At 69.9% G+C, this 18149-nt stretch carries 16 protein-coding genes; 9 read left to right on the forward strand and 7 right to left on the reverse strand.

The genetic code is table 11. The features are described from left to right. Positions 1–33 precede the first annotated feature (33 nt). Positions 34–1446: a CDP-glycerol glycerophosphotransferase family protein gene (locus QUC20_RS06915; RefSeq protein WP_289331321.1), complete on the forward strand. Its 1413-nt coding sequence runs from the start codon at positions 34–36 to the stop codon at positions 1444–1446. A gap of 31 nt (positions 1447–1477) precedes the next feature. On the opposite strand, the gene QUC20_RS06920 is transcribed toward QUC20_RS06915, so the two are convergent. Beyond that, positions 1478–2569, reverse strand: a complete 1092-nt coding sequence (locus tag QUC20_RS06920; protein WP_289331322.1) for a glycosyltransferase family 2 protein — start codon at positions 2567–2569, stop codon at positions 1478–1480. A gap of 56 nt (positions 2570–2625) precedes the next feature. On the opposite strand from QUC20_RS06920, the gene QUC20_RS06925 reads away from it, so the two are divergent. Continuing rightward, positions 2626–3894 (forward strand): CDP-glycerol glycerophosphotransferase family protein, encoded by a 1269-nt coding sequence (locus QUC20_RS06925; RefSeq protein WP_289331323.1) that lies wholly within the window; start codon positions 2626–2628, stop codon positions 3892–3894. A gap of 18 nt (positions 3895–3912) precedes the next feature. On the opposite strand, the gene QUC20_RS06930 is transcribed toward QUC20_RS06925, so the two are convergent. Genes QUC20_RS06930 through QUC20_RS06940 form a run of 3 tightly spaced genes read right to left on the reverse strand, consistent with a single transcriptional unit; the run spans position 3913 to position 5808 of the window. Next, on the reverse strand, positions 3913–4134 hold the full coding sequence (locus QUC20_RS06930; protein WP_289331324.1) for an SCO4848 family membrane protein: 222 nt from the start codon (positions 4132–4134) through the stop codon (positions 3913–3915). Next, positions 4131–5075, reverse strand: a complete 945-nt coding sequence (locus QUC20_RS06935; protein ID WP_289331325.1) for a hypothetical protein — start codon at positions 5073–5075, stop codon at positions 4131–4133. Before QUC20_RS06935 ends, QUC20_RS06930 begins: the two co-directional genes overlap by 4 nt. Before the next feature lie 40 nt (positions 5076–5115). Continuing rightward, entirely contained in the window at positions 5116–5808 is a 693-nt protein-coding gene (locus QUC20_RS06940; RefSeq protein WP_120262796.1) for a phosphocholine cytidylyltransferase family protein, read from the reverse strand. Between the two features lie 206 nt (positions 5809–6014). Here QUC20_RS06940 and QUC20_RS06945 point away from each other — a divergent pair, with 206 nt between their 5' ends. From QUC20_RS06945 to QUC20_RS06955, 3 genes are read left to right on the forward strand one after another with little or no spacing between them, the layout of a single operon-like run. Next, positions 6015–7736, forward strand: coding sequence for an ABC transporter ATP-binding protein (locus QUC20_RS06945; RefSeq protein WP_289331326.1), 1722 nt, complete (start codon positions 6015–6017; stop codon positions 7734–7736). After that, positions 7712–9247, forward strand: a complete 1536-nt coding sequence (locus QUC20_RS06950; protein ID WP_289331327.1) for a hypothetical protein — start codon at positions 7712–7714, stop codon at positions 9245–9247. Before QUC20_RS06945 ends, QUC20_RS06950 begins: the two co-directional genes overlap by 25 nt. 23 nt (positions 9248–9270) lie before the next feature. Then, entirely contained in the window at positions 9271–9537 is a 267-nt protein-coding gene (locus QUC20_RS06955) for a DUF3039 domain-containing protein (RefSeq protein ID WP_023951164.1), read from the forward strand. A 62-nt stretch (positions 9538–9599) separates the two neighbouring features. On the opposite strand, the gene QUC20_RS06960 is transcribed toward QUC20_RS06955, so the two are convergent. Continuing rightward, on the reverse strand, positions 9600–10934 hold the full coding sequence (locus QUC20_RS06960; RefSeq protein WP_289331328.1) for a nicotinate phosphoribosyltransferase: 1335 nt from the start codon (positions 10932–10934) through the stop codon (positions 9600–9602). Between the two features lie 78 nt (positions 10935–11012). Here QUC20_RS06960 and murI point away from each other — a divergent pair, with 78 nt between their 5' ends. Genes murI through rdgB form a run of 3 tightly spaced genes read left to right on the forward strand, consistent with a single transcriptional unit; the run spans position 11013 to position 13202 of the window. Then, entirely contained in the window at positions 11013–11849 is an 837-nt protein-coding gene (murI, locus tag QUC20_RS06965; RefSeq protein ID WP_120264321.1) for a glutamate racemase, read from the forward strand. Positions 11850–11880: 31 nt separating this feature from the next. Further along, on the forward strand, positions 11881–12612 hold the full coding sequence (gene rph / locus QUC20_RS06970; protein ID WP_120262793.1) for a ribonuclease PH: 732 nt from the start codon (positions 11881–11883) through the stop codon (positions 12610–12612). Continuing rightward, on the forward strand, positions 12609–13202 hold the full coding sequence (gene rdgB / locus QUC20_RS06975) for an RdgB/HAM1 family non-canonical purine NTP pyrophosphatase (protein ID WP_289331329.1): 594 nt from the start codon (positions 12609–12611) through the stop codon (positions 13200–13202). The genes rph and rdgB overlap by 4 nt, the downstream gene beginning before the upstream one ends. A gap of 565 nt (positions 13203–13767) precedes the next feature. Here rdgB and QUC20_RS06980 read toward each other — a convergent pair. Then, entirely contained in the window at positions 13768–16242 is a 2475-nt protein-coding gene (locus tag QUC20_RS06980; protein ID WP_289331330.1) for an ATP-dependent DNA ligase, read from the reverse strand. 61 nt (positions 16243–16303) lie between these two features. Between QUC20_RS06980 and ku the strand changes: the two genes are divergently transcribed. Then, positions 16304–17281 carry a non-homologous end joining protein Ku gene (gene ku / locus QUC20_RS06985; RefSeq protein ID WP_289331331.1) on the forward strand — a complete coding sequence of 326 codons (978 nt, stop codon included), beginning with the start codon at positions 16304–16306 and terminating at the stop codon, positions 17279–17281. Here the strand turns inward: ku and QUC20_RS06990 are convergent, their stop codons facing one another. Continuing rightward, the gene (locus tag QUC20_RS06990) at positions 17282–18103 is read right to left on the reverse strand and encodes a DedA family protein (RefSeq protein WP_289331332.1); all 822 of its coding nucleotides are present in this window, start codon (positions 18101–18103) and stop codon (positions 17282–17284) included. Between the last annotated feature and the right edge of the window lie 46 nt (positions 18104–18149).

An 18149-nucleotide genomic window follows, 5' to 3' on the forward strand; every position in this document is an offset into this window, starting at 1 on the left:
AGCACCGATGTCAGCGACGGAGGCCCTCCGGTCATGACCGTGACCGCCACGGGGCCGGTTCCCGCGACGGTCGAGCTCGTCGGACCGCGCGCGGTGACGCGCGGAGAGGTGACCGGGGGCGACGGTTCCTGGACGGCGCGCCTCGCGCTGCACGTCGCCCGCTGGGGCGGTGCGCTTCTCCCGCTGCCCTCGGGGACCTACGACCTCGTCGTGGACGGCGCTCCGGTGCGTGGTGACGGATCCGTCGGCGAAGCGCCTGCCGCGCTGCACGCGCCCACCCTCCGCGCGAGCTGGGATGGCGCCCGGCTCCTCATCGGCCCTCCCGTGGATCCGGCGCTCGATTCGGATGAGGGGCGCCGCGCGCTCGAGCAGCGCTACGCGGCTCACCGCGGGGCGCTCGAGAACGCCGTCTTCTTCGAGAGCTTCTACGGCCGCAGCGCGAGCGACAACCCGCGCGCGATCGATCGCGAATTGGCGCGAGTGGCACCCGGTGTCACCCGGTACTGGAGCGTCGTCGATCTCTCGGTGGCTGTTCCCGAGGGGGCCATCGCCGTGGTCGACGGCAGCCCGGAGTGGTGGCGGGCACGCGGCGCAGCCCGACTGCTCGTCGTCAACGACTGGCTGCGCCGTCGCTTCGTCCGCAAGCCAGGACAGGTGGTCCTGCAGACCTGGCACGGGACGCCACTGAAGCGACTCGCCCTGCACCGCCCCGGCTTCGACCCGCGGCGCGCACTCGCGGTGTTCCGTGAGGGCCGCCGCTGGGACATCCTGCTCGCCCAGAACCCGTACAGCGCTCGCGTCCTCCGGGCGGCGTACGGCTTCCGCCGCAAGCCGGTGTGGGTCGAGGGGTATCCCCGGACGGATGACCTGCACACCGGTGACCGGGATGCCGCACGCGCGGCACTCGGCATCGGCCCCGCCGAGAAGGTCCTGTTGTACGCGCCTACGTGGCGCGACGACCGCCAGACCATCGTCGACTTCCTCGACCTGCCGGCTCTTGCAGAAGCCACGGGCGCGGTCGTGCTCGTGCGCGGACATTCGCGCACGCTTGCGCCCGGCGCCGACGAGCGCGGTGCGCGAGTGATCGACGTGACGTCGTACCCCGATCTGACCGACCTGCTGCTCGCCTCGGACGCGCTCATCACGGACTACTCCTCGGTGATGTTCGACTACTCCGTCACCGGTCGCCCCATGTACTTCTTCGCGCCCGACCTCGAGCACTACCGCGGCGCGTTGCGCGGCTTCTACTTCGATCTCGCCGACGCGGCCCCCGGGCCGATCGTGCGCACGCAGAACGAGCTGGTGCGTGCCGTCGCGGCCGGCGACGCCGGAGACCCCGAGCGGTACGCGCGCTGGCGCGCCCGCTTCAACTCGCGCGACGACGGCCGGGCGGCGGAGCGGGTGGTCGCTCGCATCCTCGACCAGGGGCTCGTCTCGCGCGACTGACCCAAACAGACTCGGGCTGGTTCAGGCTGGCTCAGGGGAGCGGCGTGTTGCGCGCGAGGCGCGACGTGTCGACCGTGCCGCGGGCGCCGCGCGACGCCCCCTGCAAGAATCCGACCCCCCACGAGAAGTGCATCGACGGCAGCACGGCGAGCGTCCACAGCCGATCGCGCAGACCACGACCGCCACCCTTCCCCGCTGCGACGACGGCGACGAGCGCTGCGTAGGCCGCGACGGGAAGGTGCAGGATCGACAGCAGGATGCCGGTACGCGCGGGAAGACCCCCGACCAGCTGCACCGCACCCACCACCAGCGACGTGGCCGCGGCGATGACGAGGGCCGGAGGCGCGAAGAAACGCAGGCCGTTCCGACGACCGAAGCGCCGGACGAGTTCCCCGCGCCACGAGCCGGTCGCGCGGAACTGTCGTACGAGACGGCTCCAGCTCTCGCGGGGCCAGTACGTCACATGGAGGTCGGGGTCGAACCACACCCGGTAGCCGGCGCGGCGGATCCGGAGGTTGAGCTCCCAGTCCTCTCCGCGGCGGATGCCCTCATCGAACAAGCCGACCTCGTCGAGCACACTGCGTCGCATCACGCCCAGGTACGCCGACTCGGCTGGGCCCTCCTCCGACCCGCCGTGGTACGCACCTCCGCCGAGGCCGATGCGGGAGTTGTAGGCGCGGGCGACCGCTCGCTGGAACGGAGTCCGGCCCTCGGCCCGCATCACGCCGCCCACATTCGCGGCCTGTACTCGTGCGAGCGTCTGCAGTGCCGCGCTGGTGTAGCCGGGCTCGAGCTCGGAGTGGGCGTCGACGCGGACGATCGTCGGGTAACGGGCGGACCGGATCGCGATGTTGAGGCCGACGGGAATATGCGCCGCGGGGTTGCGGACCAGGCGGATGCGCGCGTCCTCGCCGGCGAGTCGGCGTGCAACGTCGTCCGTGCCGTCGGCCGAGGGGCCGAGGGCCAGGATGACCTCGATCGGCGCATCGAGCTCCTGGGCGAGCACGCTGCGCACGGCGTGCTCGAGGTAGTCGCGCTCGTTGAGGACGGGGATGACGAACGACACTCCCGCATCCGGGGCCGGTACGGGTGCGGGACGCCACCGGTGCGCGTCGTCATGCATCCGTCGATCATGTCACGCGTCCCGGTCTCCGCTCACACCCTCGGTACCCTGGAGGGGTGGGAATGATCGCGGACGTCCGTAAAGCCGTAACCCTGGTGCGGCGGGCTGTGTCGAACCGGGCGGCGTTCATCGACGTGCGGCGCTCTCTCGCCAGTGCGCCGAAGCCGTCGACCGGACACTTCCGGATCGCGGTCTATTTCGCGGACGGCGATGTGAACATGTACCAGATGCGCCAGTGGTACAAACCACTGCAGCTGCTCGCCGAGAAGTGGCCGGTCGTCGTCATCAGCCGCAGTGCCACCGGCGCGCAGGCGCTTCTCGCCGACGGCGCCCTGCCCGTCCTGTTCGCGCCCTCGGTGCGTTCACTCGAATCGGTCGTCGCGGCGCAGGACATCCGCGTAGTGCTGTACGTCAACCAGAACACCCGGAACTTCCAGATGTTCCGTTACGGACACCGGTGGCACGTCTTCATCAACCACGGCGAGTCCGACAAGATGTACATGACCACCAACCAGTTCAAGGCCTACGACTACGCGCTGATCGCCGGCGACGCCGCGCGTGAGCGGCTGGGCCGGGTCCTCTGGGACTACGACCTCGACGCGCGGACGATCGCGATCGGACGACCGCAGGCGGATCACTTCTCGGGAGACCTTCCGTATCCCGAGGACGACCGCCGCGTCATCCTCTACGCGCCGACATGGGAGGGCGACCGCCCCGCCGCCCACTACGGCTCCATCGCCTCGCACGGCGAGTCGCTCGCGGCGGCGGTGCTCGCATCGCCGAGGCACCGGCTGATCTACCGGCCGCACCCGCGGTCCGGTGTGGTGGATGCGTCCTACGGTGATGCTCATCGACGGATCGTCGCGGCCATCGCCGCTGCCAACGCCGCCGACCCTCTCGCTCATCACGTCTATGACGACGGACCCGACCTGGGCTGGCAACTGGCCGCCGCCGACCTCGCCGTCGTCGACATCTCGGCGATGATCTACGACCGTTTGGCGGTGGCCAAGCCCCTTCTCGTGACGCGTCCCGCCGATCCGGCGGCTCTCGTCGACACGGGCGGGTACCTCGCGGATGCCGCTTGGCTCGAGGCGACGTCGGCGTCGTCGATCGTCGAGATCGCAGACCGCGTCGCCGACGACCCGGAGGCGTCGGAACGGCTGCGCGGGTGGTCTCGTCACTACTTCGGCGACACCACCCCTGGTGCAGCGACGGCGCGCTTCCACGCGGCCATCGAACTCCTGATGGATCGGTGGGCGGAGTGGGACGCGCGCACGGTCACCGTGGCAGACGAGCGCGACGAGGCGGAGTTCGACGACGCCTGAACACGGCGTCATCCGGGCTCAGTGCGCGCCGGCGCCGATCAGCACGGCGCCCAGCACGAAAAGCGCCGCGAGTACCAGCGCGATCACTACCAGGACGAGGTGCACGGTGAAGAAGCGGGTGCGCCGGCCGTGCTCATCGGTCGCTCGCGGGTCGCGCGCGACCCGCCGCAGGAACGTCGGCCAGGTGACGACGTTGAAGAGGGCGCCGATGATCAGGACCGTGATCAGGAATGCGGTCATGGTTCCTTCCGCTCGTCGAGGTCGGTGTCGAGGCCGCTGGATGGCTCCGTGCGCGAATCGTGCGCCACGCCACGCCGGAACGGTCGAGACGCGAACGAGCCGATCTGGCGGCCGCCTTCGGCGAAGACACCGCTGATCCGCCGTGCCATCGGTCCCGCGCCTCGTCCGATCGGTTGATTTTCGTCACGTGATTCGAGTGCCGCGGGGAAGCTCGCAGGCGCGACTCCGAATGCGCGGCGTGCGCCGGAGATCACCCGGCGACCGAGGATGTGGTTGCCGGTGCCACCGATCGCCGCGCCGATGCCGAACGGGAGAGCCTTCCCGACGACCGACGCGCCACCGGCGGCAGCGAACCGTCGCAGGAACGCGTGCTTGAGCCGGTCCAGGACCGGCCCGACGGCCGTGCGGGGGAGCGACGAGGTCACGAGCTCGCCCCAGTAGGAGCCGCGGGGCGCGCCCCGACCACTCGCCTGCTTCGCGAACTGCCCCACCAGGTCGGCGCCCTCGCGGCCGAGCATGAGGGCGAGCACCAGAGCCCGCGCGCGGTCGGGATCGTCGACGGGGATGCCGTGCAGCTCTGCGAGGGACTGCGCGAACAGTGCCGTGGCCTCGAGGAACCCCGCCGTCTCGACGCCGCTGAGGGCGAGCGTCGTCGCCGTCCCGATACCGGGGATCACCGCGGTGGCACCGACGGCTGCGCCCCCCGTGGTGACCGCGGTGAGGTAGCGGCGCTCGAGCATCTGCGCGATCTGCGCAGTCGTCGCCTCGGGATGCCGGTGGCGGATGCCGCGCAGATGCGCGATCACGACGGGGCGCTGGACGGCCAGCAGCCGGTCGAGCGTCCGGACGGTCAACGTGTGTCGCCCCGCGTCGCCGTCGCCCGCGTCATGGCGTGGAGCGTCGTCGGGGAGGGAATCGATGCGGTGCACCTTGCGGGCCATGACACCCATCCTCTCGCGCCCCGGGCGGGGCACGGCGCGATCAGACGTACAGGTTGGCGCGCTCGAGGTCCTCGGCGAAGTCGACCTCGACCGCGTACAGGTCGGAGATGTCCATCGGCTCGAGCCGCAGACCGTTCTCGGCGATGGCGAGCTCGAGCCCGCGCTCGAAGTAGTCCTGGTCGTCGACGCGGCCGAGCTGCGCGATGAGCGCCTTCTTGTCGCGGCTCGAGATGTAGTTGATGCCGACCGCTTCGCCGATTCCGCCGCGGACCGTCTTCGAGAGCTCCGTGATGAACCCGTCGCCGCCGACGGTGTACTTGACCTCTTCGTCGCTCACCTTCGCGGTATTCACGGTGACGAACGACTGATCGCGCTCGATGAGTGCGACAGCGCGGCCGAGCACGCGGGGGTCGAAGACGACGTCGCCGTTCATCCACAGGACACCCCCGCGTCCCGAGGCCTTGAGGGCGCGCAACAGGCTCTGCGAGGTGTTGGTCTCGTCGTAACGGGCGTTGTAGACGTAGTCGACATCCGGGAACGCGTCGACGATCGTTTCGGCGCGGTAACCGACCACCGTGGTGATGCGGGCGTCGTCGCCGAAGGCTGCACGGATGTTGTCGTGCTGCTGCTGCATGATGCTGCGGCCGTCGTTCAGCTCGGTGAGCGGCTTGGGGAGGGAGCGGCCCAGGCGGGAGCCCATCCCGGCAGCGAGGATCACGATCTGAAGGGCCACGAGAATCTCCTGAAGTTACGAGTTAGATCAGTATTCACCGGGGTGACATCCCGGCACAGCGTTTTTCATGGTAGCGAGCCCTTCTGGGAGGTCGCCCGGACACCCGGAGCCGTTGCGCTTTCGTGACCTTGCTGGTAGCGCGATTCTCGGTGTTCCTTCATGACGCGGCGCCTCGCCGCGGATGGCCTGCTTGATAGGTTTGGGGGGTGACAGACGACTCAGCCGCCCCCCAGCACGAACAGCGTGTCGCGTCGCCTGTCGATACCTCCGTGCCGCCTCTTCCCGACATCCCCGCCGAGGTCGCGGCTGCCGGGCTCGGGCCCACGGTGACGCCCGGTTCGGGCTCGCACGACGGCACGACGACGAGCGCGCCGCGAACGCCGAAGCCGCGGAAGCCCCGCTCGCAGGGCACCGCCGGTGCGAAGAAGACGCCGCGTAAGCCCCGAAGCACGAGCGCGCCCTCGGCGGCAACGCCGCCCAAGCCCGAGATCCCGGCGGCCGTCGCGGCGGCCGCGTTCGTCGCCCCGCCCGAGCCGCCTGAGACAGAGAGTGTCGGGGCGGAAGACACGATCGCCGCCGACGTGATCGCGGATGACGGGGGTGCGGCCGACGTGGCATCGGCCGACGTGGCATCGGACACAGCAGCATCGGACACCGCGGCATCGGATGACGAGGTCGTGGGTGGTGCGGTAGGCCCCGCCACGGCCGAGCCCGAGCTGGACACCGCGGATGAGACCCCGCTCGAGCCCGACGTGGAGCCCGAGCCCGAGCCCGAGGTCGAGACGGCGGAACAGCCGGAGCCGCAGCTCGAACAGCTGGTCGCCCCGGAGCAGGAACGGGCGCACGAAGCGGAGACGATCTCGGAGGAACCGCCGGCACATGAGGCGGCGGTGGCCCCGGAACTCGACGCGTCGGTGGTCCCGGAGGAAGAACCCGAACGCGAGCCCCTGCCGGAGCCCCCGGCCGCGGCTGGCGACGCCGTTGCCGACGAGGTCGTCGCTGACGTCGAAACGGTCCTCGCAGCGGAGCCAGAAGCCGCAACCGTCGACGCGCCGCCCGTGGACGACGCACCCGTGGACGACGACGAGGCCCGCGACGTGGTCGGGGCCGGCGCGGTCGCGATGAGCGACGGGTCGGACGAGCGGATGCCGGCCGACCTCGCGTCGAGCGCTCCGGCGCTGCGTCTGCGCGGCGTCACCAAGACCTACGGCGAGGCGCGTGCCGTCGACCGCATCGACCTCGAGATCCCGGCGGGATCCTTCTACGGGCTCGTGGGACCGAACGGTGCCGGAAAGACGACCACGCTGTCGATGATCGCGGGCCTTCTGCGACCCGACGAAGGCTCGGTCGAGATCGCGGGAGTCGACATCCGCCGCGACCCGGCTGCCGCGAAGCGGCAGATGGGGGTGCTGCCCGACCGGCTCCGTACATTCGACCGTCTCTCCGGCCGTCAACTCCTCTACTACTACGGCGTCCTGCGCGGGCTGAAGCCCGCCGTCGTCGAGAACCGCATCGCAGACCTCGCCTCGGCGTTCGACCTGACCGACGCGCTCGGGCGCAGTGTCTCCGATTACTCCGCCGGTATGACCAAGAAGGTCATGCTCGCTGGAGCCATGATCCACGCGCCGCGCTTGCTGGTGCTCGACGAGCCCTTCGAGTCGGTCGACCCCGTCTCGAGCGCCGTCATCCTCGACATCCTGCAGAAGTACGTCGCACACGGCGGCACCGTCATCCTCTCGAGCCATGGCATGGAGCTCGTTCAGCGCGCCTGCTCGGGCGTCGCCGTCGTCGTGGGCGGGCGGATCCTCGCGGCGGGAACGGTCGATGAGGTACGCGACGGTCGCACGCTCGAGGAACGGTTCCTCGAGCTTGCGGGCGGGACCAGCGCGGTGGAGGGCCTCGAATGGTTGCACACGTTCTCCGACTGAGGTTCGACGTCCTGGTCGGGGCACTGCGGTTCCACCGCGCCCGCGCATTCGCGGCGCTCGCGGCCGCCGTGATCCTTATCGGGGCGATCGTCCTCGCGCTCTGGCGTCTGCAGGATGCGCCACTGGCGAGCGCCCTGGTGGTGCTCGCGGTAGGCGGGGCGGCTGTGTCGGCATGCTTCGCTCTGGTGCCGCTGGTGACGCCCGTCCGCGACCCGCTCGACCCGCGAGCCTTCATCGTGACAGGCCGTGACTGGCGGCTCGTGGCCGCCGCGACGGCCGTCGCCAGCCCGCTGAGTCTGCCGTCGGCCGCCATGATCGCGATCTCGGTCGCCGTCGCGCTCACCTGGGTCGCTCACGGCGTCGACCCGGTCGCGGCCAGCTTCGGCGCGGCGTTGATCGTCGTCACTCAACTCCTCCTCGCCCGGGTGGCTCTCGGAATCGCCGCTCTCGTGCTGGCGGACCGCCGTTCACGCGAGCTGACGACTCTGCTCCTGCTCGGCATCGCTGTCGTCGCGATCCCCGTCGCGGTCTTCCTCGCCTCGTTGAACTGGGACGAGGGCGTTCCGAGCCCTCTGCTCGCCGCCGTCGAGACGCTCGCGGTCACCCCCATCGGGGCCGCGTGGGTGCTCCCGCTCGATCCGCGCCCGGTGGTCGTGCTCGTCGCGGTCCTGACGGCCCTGGCGCTGGCTGCCGCTTGGATCCTGATCGTGCGGCGCATGCTGACCCGCACCGAGCGGCCCGTATCGGTGCGGGAGCGCCGCGGACTCGGATGGTTCACCGTCACGCCCGGTACACCCGGCGGGGCCGTCGCGGCGCGTTCCCTCGTGTACTGGCTGCGCGATCCCCGGTATCTCGTCGACATCGCGATCATCCCGGTCGCCGCCGTCGTCGCGGTCGTGCCCCTCCTCATCGTCGGCGTGCCCCATGAGGTCGCGGCCCTGATCCCCGCGCCGCTGATCGCGCTCCTTCTCGGCTGGGTCGTCCACAACGACCTCGCCTACGACGGTTCGGCCGTGTGGCTGCATATCTCCAGTGCGGTGCGGGGTGCCTCGGATCGAGTCGGGCGCCTGGTTCCGCTGCTTCTCGTCGCGGTGCCGCTGCTTGCCATCGCGATCCCGGTCGGCATCGGCATCCACGGCGATTGGGGTGTGCTGCCGGCGATGGTGGGCGTCTGCTCCGCGCTGCTGCTCGGCGGTCTCGGTCTTTCGTCGGTATCGTCCGTGCTCGCGCCGTACGCGGTAGCCCGCCATGGCGACAGCCCGTTCCAGCAGCCCCAGCGCACCGGCGGCGGGCTCTCCCAGGGGGCCGTGCTCGTCGGGGCGCTTCTCGCGGCGGCGCCGGCGCTGTGGTGGTCCTGGCAGTTCGCGTTGGGGGAGGCGCAGGCGCAGTGGTGGGCGCTCGGCACCGGTGTGGGCGTCGGAATCGTGGTGCTCACCGCCGGGATCCTCGTCGGTGGGTTGCTCTTCGATCGGCGTGGCGATCGGCTGATGGCATTCGCCGAGACGACCTGACCGTTCGCCGATAGAATTCCGGCATGAGCACTCCTCTCGATTCTCCCGACCAGGGCGGTCTCGCGACCCTCGACCGTGAGCTCGAAGAGCTCATCCGCGAGGAGACGATCGAGCCGGGCGACCACGAGCGGTTCTCGCATTACGTCAAGAAGGACAAGATCCTCGAGTCGGCGATCACCGGCAAGCCCGTGCGTGCGCTCTGCGGCAAGAAGTGGACTCCGGGTCGCGACCCCGAGAAGTTCCCGGTCTGCCCCACATGCAAGGAGATCTACGAGTCGATGACGCGCTGACGCGTCGCCGATCTCGCGAAAACGCACCGTCCCGCCGAGAACGCACCGTCAAAGGTGCACTCTCAGCGAGGCGGTGCGTTTTCGGCGTGGTAGACCGTCGGGATCGCGGGTTCGGAGCGGCTGAGTGCGAGAGCTCGAACCGGCATCTCCTCGATCACGCTGGCGTGGTGGGCGCGGGCGGCCCGCACGCCGGCGGCACCGATCCAGTCGCCGACCGCCCGGCCATCCGCGAACAGCATCGTCTGCAGTGCGCGAGCGTCGGGGTGCTCAGCGGGCGTGTCGAGGGGCTCGAATCCATCGGACACCACCACGACCTCCTCCTTGGCGGTACCGCCGACGAGGGCTCGGAACGCCGTCTTGCGACCGCCGTGCGACACCTTGTCGGCGGAAGCCTTCGCCACGGAGAGCCATGATCCGTCGTCGTTCTGCCGCGCGACCAGCTTGTAGACCATGCCTGCAGTCGGGGTGCCCGAGCCCGTGACGAGCGATGTCCCGACTCCGTAGGAATCGACGGGGGATGCCGCGAGCGCCGCGATCGCGTATTCATCGAGGTCGCTCGTGACCGTGATGCGCGTGCCGTGGGCGCCCAGCGCGTCGAGCTGCGCGCGGACGTCCGCGGCGACGGTGGGGAGGTCGCCGGAGTCGATCCGCACTCCGCCGAGGTCCGTTCCCGCCACCCGTACGGCCGTCGCGACTCCCTCGGTGATGTCGTAGGTGTCGATCAGCAAGGTCGTGTCGACCCCGAGCGCGTCGATCTGGCTGCGGAAGGCCTCCTCCTCGCTGTCGTGGAGCAGCGTCCAGGCATGCGCGGCGGTGCCCATCGTGGGGATGCCCCACGTCCGTCCCGCCTCGAGGTTGCTCGTCGCGCCGAATCCGGCGATGTGCGCGGCGCGGGCGGCGGCGACGGCGCTGCGCTCGTGCGCACGGCGCGACCCCATCTCGGCGAGCGGACGGTCGCCCGCGGCGATCGCCATGCGTGCAGCGGCGGTGGCGACGGCGGAGTCGTAGTTGAGGATGCTGAGCACAAGGGTCTCGAGCACGACGGCCTCCGCGAACGTCCCCTCGACGGTCAGGACCGGTGAACCGGGGAAGTAGAGCTCGCCCTCGCGGTATCCGGTGATCGTGCCGGTGAAGCGATAGTCGGCGAGCCATGCGAGGGTCTGCTCGTCGAGCGCCCCGTGATCGCGGAGGAACGCCAGCTCATCGTCGCCGAAACGGAAGTCCTCGATCTCCTCGATCAGTCGTCCGGTGCCCGCGACCACGCCGAACCGGCGGCCGCCGGGCAGCCGTCGCGCGAAGACCTCGAAAACGCAGCGCCGATCCGCCGTGCCGTCGCGCAGCGCGGCCTGCAGCATCGTGATCTCGTAACGGTCGGTGAGCAGAGCGCTGGAGGCCATGAGTGCCACTGTAGCGACGCGGCATTCCGTCACCGTCACGGGATGCCGCGGCCGCGACGCCAGGTAGGCTCGATGATCGTGAACGACGCGCCCATCGGAATCTTCGACTCGGGTGTCGGCGGGCTCACTGTGGCGCGGGCGATCTCGCAGCTCCTGCCCCGCGAGTCGCTGCTCTACATCGGTGACACGGCCCACTCGCCCTACGGGCCCAAGCCCATCGCCGACGTCCGTCGCTACGGACTGGAGGTGCTCGACACGCTCGTCGACGAGGGCGTGAAGATGCTCGTCATCGCGTGCAACACCGCCTCCGCAGCGCTGCTCCGCGACGCACGTGAGCGTTACGACGTGCCGGTGGTCGAGGTCATCAACCCCGCGGTCCGCGCCGCGATCTCCACCACCCGCAACGGTCGCATCGGCGTCATCGGCACGGTCGGCACGATCGCGTCGCGCGCCTACCAGGACATGCTCGAAGTGAACGAGCGTCTCGAGGTCTTCGCGGCATCCTGCCCCCGGTTCGTCGAGTTCGTCGAGGCCGGCATCACCCAGTCACCCGAAGTGCTGGCGGTCGCCGAGGACTACCTCGCGCCGCTGCGCGAAGCGGGCGTCGACACCCTCGTCCTCGGTTGCACCCACTACCCGTTCCTCGAGGGCGCGATCAGTTACGTCATGGGACCCGACGTCGCCCTCGTCTCGAGCGACTCCGAGACGGCGAAGGACGTCTACCGGCAGCTCGTGTCCGGCGGTCTCCTCGCGAACGACGACGCCGTGCCTCGTCATGTCTACGAGGCGACGGGCGATTCCGGCGACGACTTCCTCGACCTCGCCGACCGGCTCATGGGCCGAGGCGTGCCGTCGGTGCGTCTGGTCCAGACGGGCGCCATCGTCTTGCCGAAGCTCGCTCCGCCCGCATCCTGACCCTCACCCGCCCTCCGATCGGAGACTCTTCATGACCGATTCCCTGCGCGCCGACGGCCGCACCGCCGACCAGCTCCGCACCGTGACCATCGAGCGGGGCTGGAGCGCCCACGCCGAGGGATCGGCTCTCGTGAGCTTCGGCGGCACGAAGGTGCTGTGCACCGCCTCGTTCACCAACGGGGTGCCGCGCTGGCTCACCGGCAAGGGCAAGGGGTGGGTCACGGCGGAGTACGCCATGCTCCCGCGGGCGACGAACAGCCGGAACGACCGCGAGTCCATCAAGGGCAAGGTCGGTGGTCGGACGCACGAGATCTCGCGCCTGATCGGTCGCGCTCTGCGCGCTGTCGTCGACACCAAGGCGCTCGGTGAGAACACGATCGTCATCGACTGCGACGTTCTGCAGGCCGACGGCGGCACCCGCACCGCGGCGATCACCGGAGCGTACGTAGCGCTGGCCGACGCGATCGAGTGGGGCCGGTCGCAGAAGTTCATCGCGCAGCGCTCCGTGCCGCTGGTCGATTCGGTGTCGGCGGTGTCGGTGGGGATCATCGACGGAACGCCGATGCTCGATCTCGCGTACGTCGAGGATGTCCGAGCCGAGACCGACATGAACGTCGTGGTCACGGGTCGGGGGCTCTTCGTCGAGGTGCAGGGCACCGCTGAGGGGGCGCCCTTCGACAAGCGCGAGCTCGACGCGCTGCTCGAGCTCGGCGTGAACGGCTGCGCGCAGCTGCGCGACATCCAGGCGGCGACGCTGGCATGACCGGCCGTATCGTCCTGGCGACTCACAACCCGCACAAGGTCGAGGAGTTCCACGCGATCGTCGCCGCCGTCCGCCCCGACCTGGAGGTCATCGGGTACGACGGGCCGGAGCCCGTCGAGGACGGCGTCACCTTCACGGAGAACGCGCTGATCAAGGCCCGTGCCGCGGCGGCGCACACCGGCTTGCCGGCCCTTGCCGACGACTCGGGGATCTGCGTCGATGTGCTCGGGGGAGCACCCGGTGCCTTCTCGGCCTACTGGGCCGGCCACAAGAAGGATGCCGCGGCCAACACGGCTCTGCTGCTCGATCAGCTCGCCGACATCGCCGACCCGCGACGCACGGCTCAGTTCGTCTCGGTCATCGCCCTCGTCGACAGCGACACCGAGCACGTCGTCGAGGGCGTCTGGCCGGGCCGGCTCGCGACCGAGGCCGCCGGCGACGGCGGCTTCGGGTACGACCCGGTCTTCGTGCCGGATGGCCAGCCGGAACCCGCGCGCACGGTCGCGCAGTGGTCCGCGGCGGAGAAGAACGCGGCATCCCACCGCGCCCGAGCCTTCGTCGCGCTCACGGAGCTGTTGCGCTCGCTCTGAGCGGGGCCTCGCCGGTACGCCCCCGCCTCGCGTCCGAAGTCTGCATCGCACCGTCTGCATCGCACCGTCTGCAGGCACCGTCTGCAGGCTGAGCCCCGGCATCACCGGCGCGGAAGCCCTCCGGCCGTCGTTCAGCCTGTGGACGGAACAACGATCGGGCTTGACCCAAGCCAATGGGGTGGGCGCAAGCCTGCCGTAAGCGTGAGGCGTTTAGTTTCGCGGGGCTGCCCGGTGCCTTGTGCCCGATACCCGGTGCCCCGTCGGCACTGTGGGCTTTCGTACGGCCCGTCAACAGGCTGAGGACTGTCGTGTGGCCCGAGTAGTGGCCTGATGCGCGGCTCAGCCTGTCGGCGGCACGGCACGGCACGGCACGGCACGGCAAGGCAGGTCACGGCCCGGCACGGCCCGGCACGGCCCGTCAACAGGCTGAGGACTGTCGTGTGGCCCGAGTAGTGGCCTGATGCGCGGCTCAGCCTGTCGGCGGCACGGCACGGCACGGCCCGGCCCGGCACGGCACGGCACGGCACCGCACGTCCACCGGAGCCCACCCGAACCGTCGGGAGGGCTAGCCCTCGTCGCGGCGGACGTCGCCCGGCTCGCGATCGGGGCGGAGGCCCCGCCACCGGGCGTGGCGCAGGATGCCGCCGGGCGTGAACTCGGCGAACTCGACCTCTCCGACGAGCTCGGGCCGCACCCACAGGGCGTCGGAGGCGTCGGCCGCGGGGATTCCGACGAACGGGTTCTCGTCGGTGCGGAGCGGGTCGAGGGCTGCGGTGAGCCGGGCGAGTTCGGCGTCGGAGAACCCCGAGCCGACGCGACCGGCGTACTGCAGCGAGCCGTCGTCGTCGGGAATGCCCAGCAGCAGAGAGCCGATGCCGCCTCGGCGCGAGCCCTTGCCTGGTCGGATGGCGCCGACGACGACGTCCTGCGTCCGAGTGAGCTTGACCTTGAGCCACTCGTCGGAGCGGACACCGACCCGATACCGGGACGACGGGTCTTTCACGACGGCGCCCTCGAGGTCGAGTTCGCGGGCGGTGGCCAGCGCAGCGTCGAGGTCGTCGGTCACGGGTGGCACCGTGAGCGGCGGCTTCGCGTCCCTGACCGCGGACTCAAGGAGCCGACGACGCTCGCGCAGCGGCAGTGCGGTCACATCGCGGTCGCCGTGCTGCAGCAGGTCGAAGACGAAGAAGTCCGCGGGTGTGCGGTCGCGCTCTCGGGCGATGTCGCGCGCCTTGGTCAGGTGCATGCGGTTCTGCAGGAGAGGAAAGCTCGGACGTCCGGACTCGTCAAGCGCGACGATCTCACCGTCGAGCACGAGAGGTGTGTCACCGAGTCCGAGATCCGCGTCGTCGCCCGTGAGTTCGGGATAGCGGGACGTGATGTCGGTGCCGCTGCGCGCGCGCAGCCGCATCCGCTCGCCGTCCCAGTGCGCGATCGCCCGAACACCGTCCCATTTGAACTCGACCCACGGCCCCCACCGCTCCGCCGTCGCTCGCGCGGTTCCCGGAGATGACGAGACGGCCAGCATGGGAGCCGGCAGGCTGGCCGGGCCCGATGCCGTGTCATCGGCTTCGGCTTCGGCTTCGGGTTCGGCTTCGGGCCCGGCCTCGGGGCCGGACCTGCCGGATGCCGCAGACGGCGTGGCGCCCGGCTTCGCGCTGGCAGCCTCCGTCTTCATCCGGTGCAGCAGCCACTGCGACTTCTCACCCGATCCGCCGGTGCGGATAAGAACGAGGCGAGCGTCGGAAGCGGCTCCGCCGGGCGTGCCGTGGAGTGTGATGATGATCTCGTCGTCACGCCACTTCTCGAGGTCGTAGACGCCGGTGTCCCAGATCGTCATCGTTCCCGCGCCGTACTCGCCGGGGGGAATCTCGCCGTGGAAGCTCAGGTATTCCATGGGGTGGGGTTCGGTCATCACGGCGAGATGATTGCGCTCGGTCGTCTCGGGGATGCCGCGGGGCACCGCCCAGCTGACCAGCACGCCGTCCCGTTCCAGGCGCAGGTCGTAGTGCAGGCGTCGCGCGTGATGCTCCTGGATGACGAACCTCGGCCTGTCTGCGGCACCGGCGCCGGAGACACCGCCTGCCGCGACCGACACGGCGTCGGGCATGGGCTCGGGTGTTCGCTCCGCCGACCTTTTCGCGAGGTAGGGCGCTAGCGGCGCGGTGCGACGGGGCGCGAGCGGCGCCAGTGGGTCGCCGAGGTCGACGGCGCGCTCGAGAACCTCGTCGAAGCGCAGGTGACGAAGGGACGGGTCTTCGAGCTCGTCCCATGTGCGTGGTGCAGCGACCGTGGGTTCGTCTCGCCCGCGGAGCGAGTAGGGCGCGATGGTGGTCTTCGAGCCGTTGTTCTGGCTCCAGTCGAGGAAGACCTTGCCGGCGCGGGCGCTGCGGTTCATCTGACTGATGACGAGGTCGGGGTGGTCGGCCTCCAGGGCCCGGGCGAGCTCTTTCGCGAAAGCCGAGGCCTGTTCGCTCGTCTGCGCGGCGGCGAGCGGGGCATACAGATGGATGCCCTTACTGCCGCTCGTCACGGGAAACAGCTCCATTCCCATGTCCGACAGGATGCTGCGCACCCACCGCGCGACCTCGGCGCATTCGGCCAGGCCGACTCCCGGCCCCGGATCGAGATCGAGGACGAGTCGGTCGGGTGCACCGCGCTCGCCCGCGTCGGTGAAGCGCCACTGGGGGACGTGCAGTTCGAGGCTCGCGACCTGTGCGAGGTAGACCAGCGCCGCCACCTCCTCGACGAGCGGATAGTCCTTCGCGCCGGTGGAGTGGTCGATGGGCATGCGGGGGAGCCACGAGGGGGCGCCGCGTTCGAGGTCTTTCGCGAAGAAGTCGGGCTGGTCGACGCCCTCGGGCCAGCGCTTGCGCGTCACCGGACGCCGGTCGAGGTGCGGCAGCATCAAGGGCGCGATGCGCGAGAAGTAGTCGATCACCTCGCCCTTCGTCGTCCCGGTCCGCGGGTAGAGCACCTTGTCGAGGTTCGACAGGCGCAGCCGGCGGCCGTCGACCTGCACCGTCTGCTCTCCTGCCATGCCGACAGGGTATTGCGCCAGCCGCTGGCGTCGGCGAGGGGTTGCGGTGTGTACTTCCTCCATGAGATCGATCTGGAAAGGCGCCCTCACCTTCGGGCTCGTCAATGTGCCGGTGAAGGTCTACTCGGCCACCGAGGATCACGATGTTCCGCTGCATCAGGTTCACAACGCCGACGGCGGACGCATCCGATACCAGCGCATCTGCGAGATCGACGGCGAGGTCGTTCCCTACGCCGACATCGATCGTGCCTACGACGACGGCGAGCAGACGGTCGTGCTCACGAAGGACGACCTGGCCTCGTTGCCCTCCGAGCGCAGCCGCGAGATCGATGTCGTGGAGTTCGTGCCGAGTGAGCAGATCGATCTGCTCACCCTCGACAAGGCGTACTACCTCGAGCCGGATTCGTCGTCGCCGAAGTCGTACGTGCTCCTGCGGAAGACCCTCGAACAGACCGATCGGACCGCGATCGTACGGTTCTCGTTGCGGCAGAAGACGCGGCTCGCCGCGCTTCGCGTGCGAGGTGAGGTCCTTGTGCTGCAGACCCTCCTGTGGGCCGACGAAGTCCGGGAGGCGGCGTTCCCCGCGCTCGATGAGTCGGTGCGCATCTCGGCGAAGGAGCTCGAGATGTCGGCGTCCCTCGTGGAGAGCTTTTCGAGCGACTTCGATCCCGAGGCATTCACGGACGAGTATCAGGAGGAGCTGCGGACCCTCATCGACGCGAAGCTCGAGAAGGGCGACGCCCTCGACACGTCAGAGACCTTCGGTGAGAAGGCCGAGAAGGAGGGCGGCGAGGTCATCGATCTGATGGAGGCGCTGCGGGCGAGTGTCGAGCGCAGCCGTGCGGCGCGTGGCGGGGGCTCGAAGACGTCGGACGGCGGCGACGCGGGGCGCTCCGGCACGAAGACGGACGCGAAGAAGAGCACCGCGAAGAGCGCCGCGAAGAAGGACACGGACGAGAAGGCTCCCGCGAAGAAGGCTCCCGCGAAGAAGCCGGCCGAGAAGAAGGCTCCGGCGAAGAAGAGCGCGAAAGCCTCCTGATCAGCTCCGCGGGTCGGTGCGCCGGTCGGTGTCGGTCGTGGATGCGTCGGGGCGGTGCGCATGCGGGCCGCCGTGGCCGTGCTCGCGGAAGACCTCGGGGTCGAGCACGAGCTCGCGCGCCTCGTCGGCGTCGGTGTATTCGTCGGGCCCCGCGGCCATCTCCTTCTTTGCTTTGCGCTTCTCGGCGAAGTAGTGCCACACGATGAAGACGACGGTGCCGACGACGGCCGTGAGCAGGATGACGTCGATGTACTTCGCGACGAATTCGCCGACGCCGGGAATGAGGCTCACGAGGTAGCCGATCACGGTCAGGCCGAAGCCCCAGATGACGGCCCCGATGAGGTTGTAGAGCGAGTACCGATGCCACGGCATCTTGCCGACACCGGCGGCGACGGGCGCGAACGTGCGGACGATGGGCACGAATCGGGCGAGGATGACGGTGACGCCGCCGTATCGCTCGAAGAACGCGTTCGTGCGCTCGACGTTGCGGCGACTGAACAGGCCCGATTCCTTGCGCTCGAAGACGGCGGGACCGCCCTTGCGGCCGATGACGTAACCGACCTCACCGCCGAGGAAGGCCGACAGCCCGATCAGGAGACCGACGATCCAGACGTTGATCCCGAAGACTCCGTGGGGTGCGTGCGTGACCGGGTTCGACAGCAGGCCGGCCATGATCAGCAGCGTGTCGCCGGGGAGCAGGAAGCCGACGAGCAGTCCCGTCTCGGCGAAGATGATGAAGCACACCACGAGCAGAGCCCAGGGACCAGCCGCGCTGATGATGGTGGCGGGGTCGAGCCAAGGGATGAGGGCGATCTGATGCACGAGTTTCCCGTCGGGAGAGGATGACGCGAGGGCGGGCGAACGCCCG

Origin of the sequence: Microbacterium arborescens (assembly GCF_030369635.1) — a bacterium.
In the GTDB taxonomy this organism is placed as follows: Bacteria; Actinomycetota; Actinomycetes; order Actinomycetales; family Microbacteriaceae; genus Microbacterium.

Excerpts from the sequence above, each read along its gene's own strand:
- QUC20_RS06980 (WP_289331330.1), bottom strand. The coding sequence starts at position 16,242 with ATGGCAGGAGAGCAGACGGTGCAGGTCGACGGCCGCCGGCTGCGCCTG.
- QUC20_RS06955 (WP_023951164.1), top strand. The coding sequence starts at position 9,271 with ATGAGCACTCCTCTCGATTCTCCCGACCAGGGCGGTCTCGCGACCCTC.
- QUC20_RS06915 (WP_289331321.1), top strand. The coding sequence starts at position 34 with ATGACCGTGACCGCCACGGGGCCGGTTCCCGCGACGGTCGAGCTCGTC.
- ku (WP_289331331.1), top strand. The coding sequence starts at position 16,304 with ATGAGATCGATCTGGAAAGGCGCCCTCACCTTCGGGCTCGTCAATGTG.
- rdgB (WP_289331329.1), top strand. The coding sequence starts at position 12,609 with ATGACCGGCCGTATCGTCCTGGCGACTCACAACCCGCACAAGGTCGAG.
- QUC20_RS06930 (WP_289331324.1), bottom strand. The coding sequence starts at position 4,134 with ATGACCGCATTCCTGATCACGGTCCTGATCATCGGCGCCCTCTTCAAC.
- rph (WP_120262793.1), top strand. The coding sequence starts at position 11,881 with ATGACCGATTCCCTGCGCGCCGACGGCCGCACCGCCGACCAGCTCCGC.
- QUC20_RS06935 (WP_289331325.1), bottom strand. The coding sequence starts at position 5,075 with ATGGCCCGCAAGGTGCACCGCATCGATTCCCTCCCCGACGACGCTCCA.
- QUC20_RS06960 (WP_289331328.1), bottom strand. The coding sequence starts at position 10,934 with ATGGCCTCCAGCGCTCTGCTCACCGACCGTTACGAGATCACGATGCTG.
- QUC20_RS06950 (WP_289331327.1), top strand. The coding sequence starts at position 7,712 with ATGGTTGCACACGTTCTCCGACTGAGGTTCGACGTCCTGGTCGGGGCA.
- QUC20_RS06920 (WP_289331322.1), bottom strand. The coding sequence starts at position 2,569 with ATGCATGACGACGCGCACCGGTGGCGTCCCGCACCCGTACCGGCCCCG.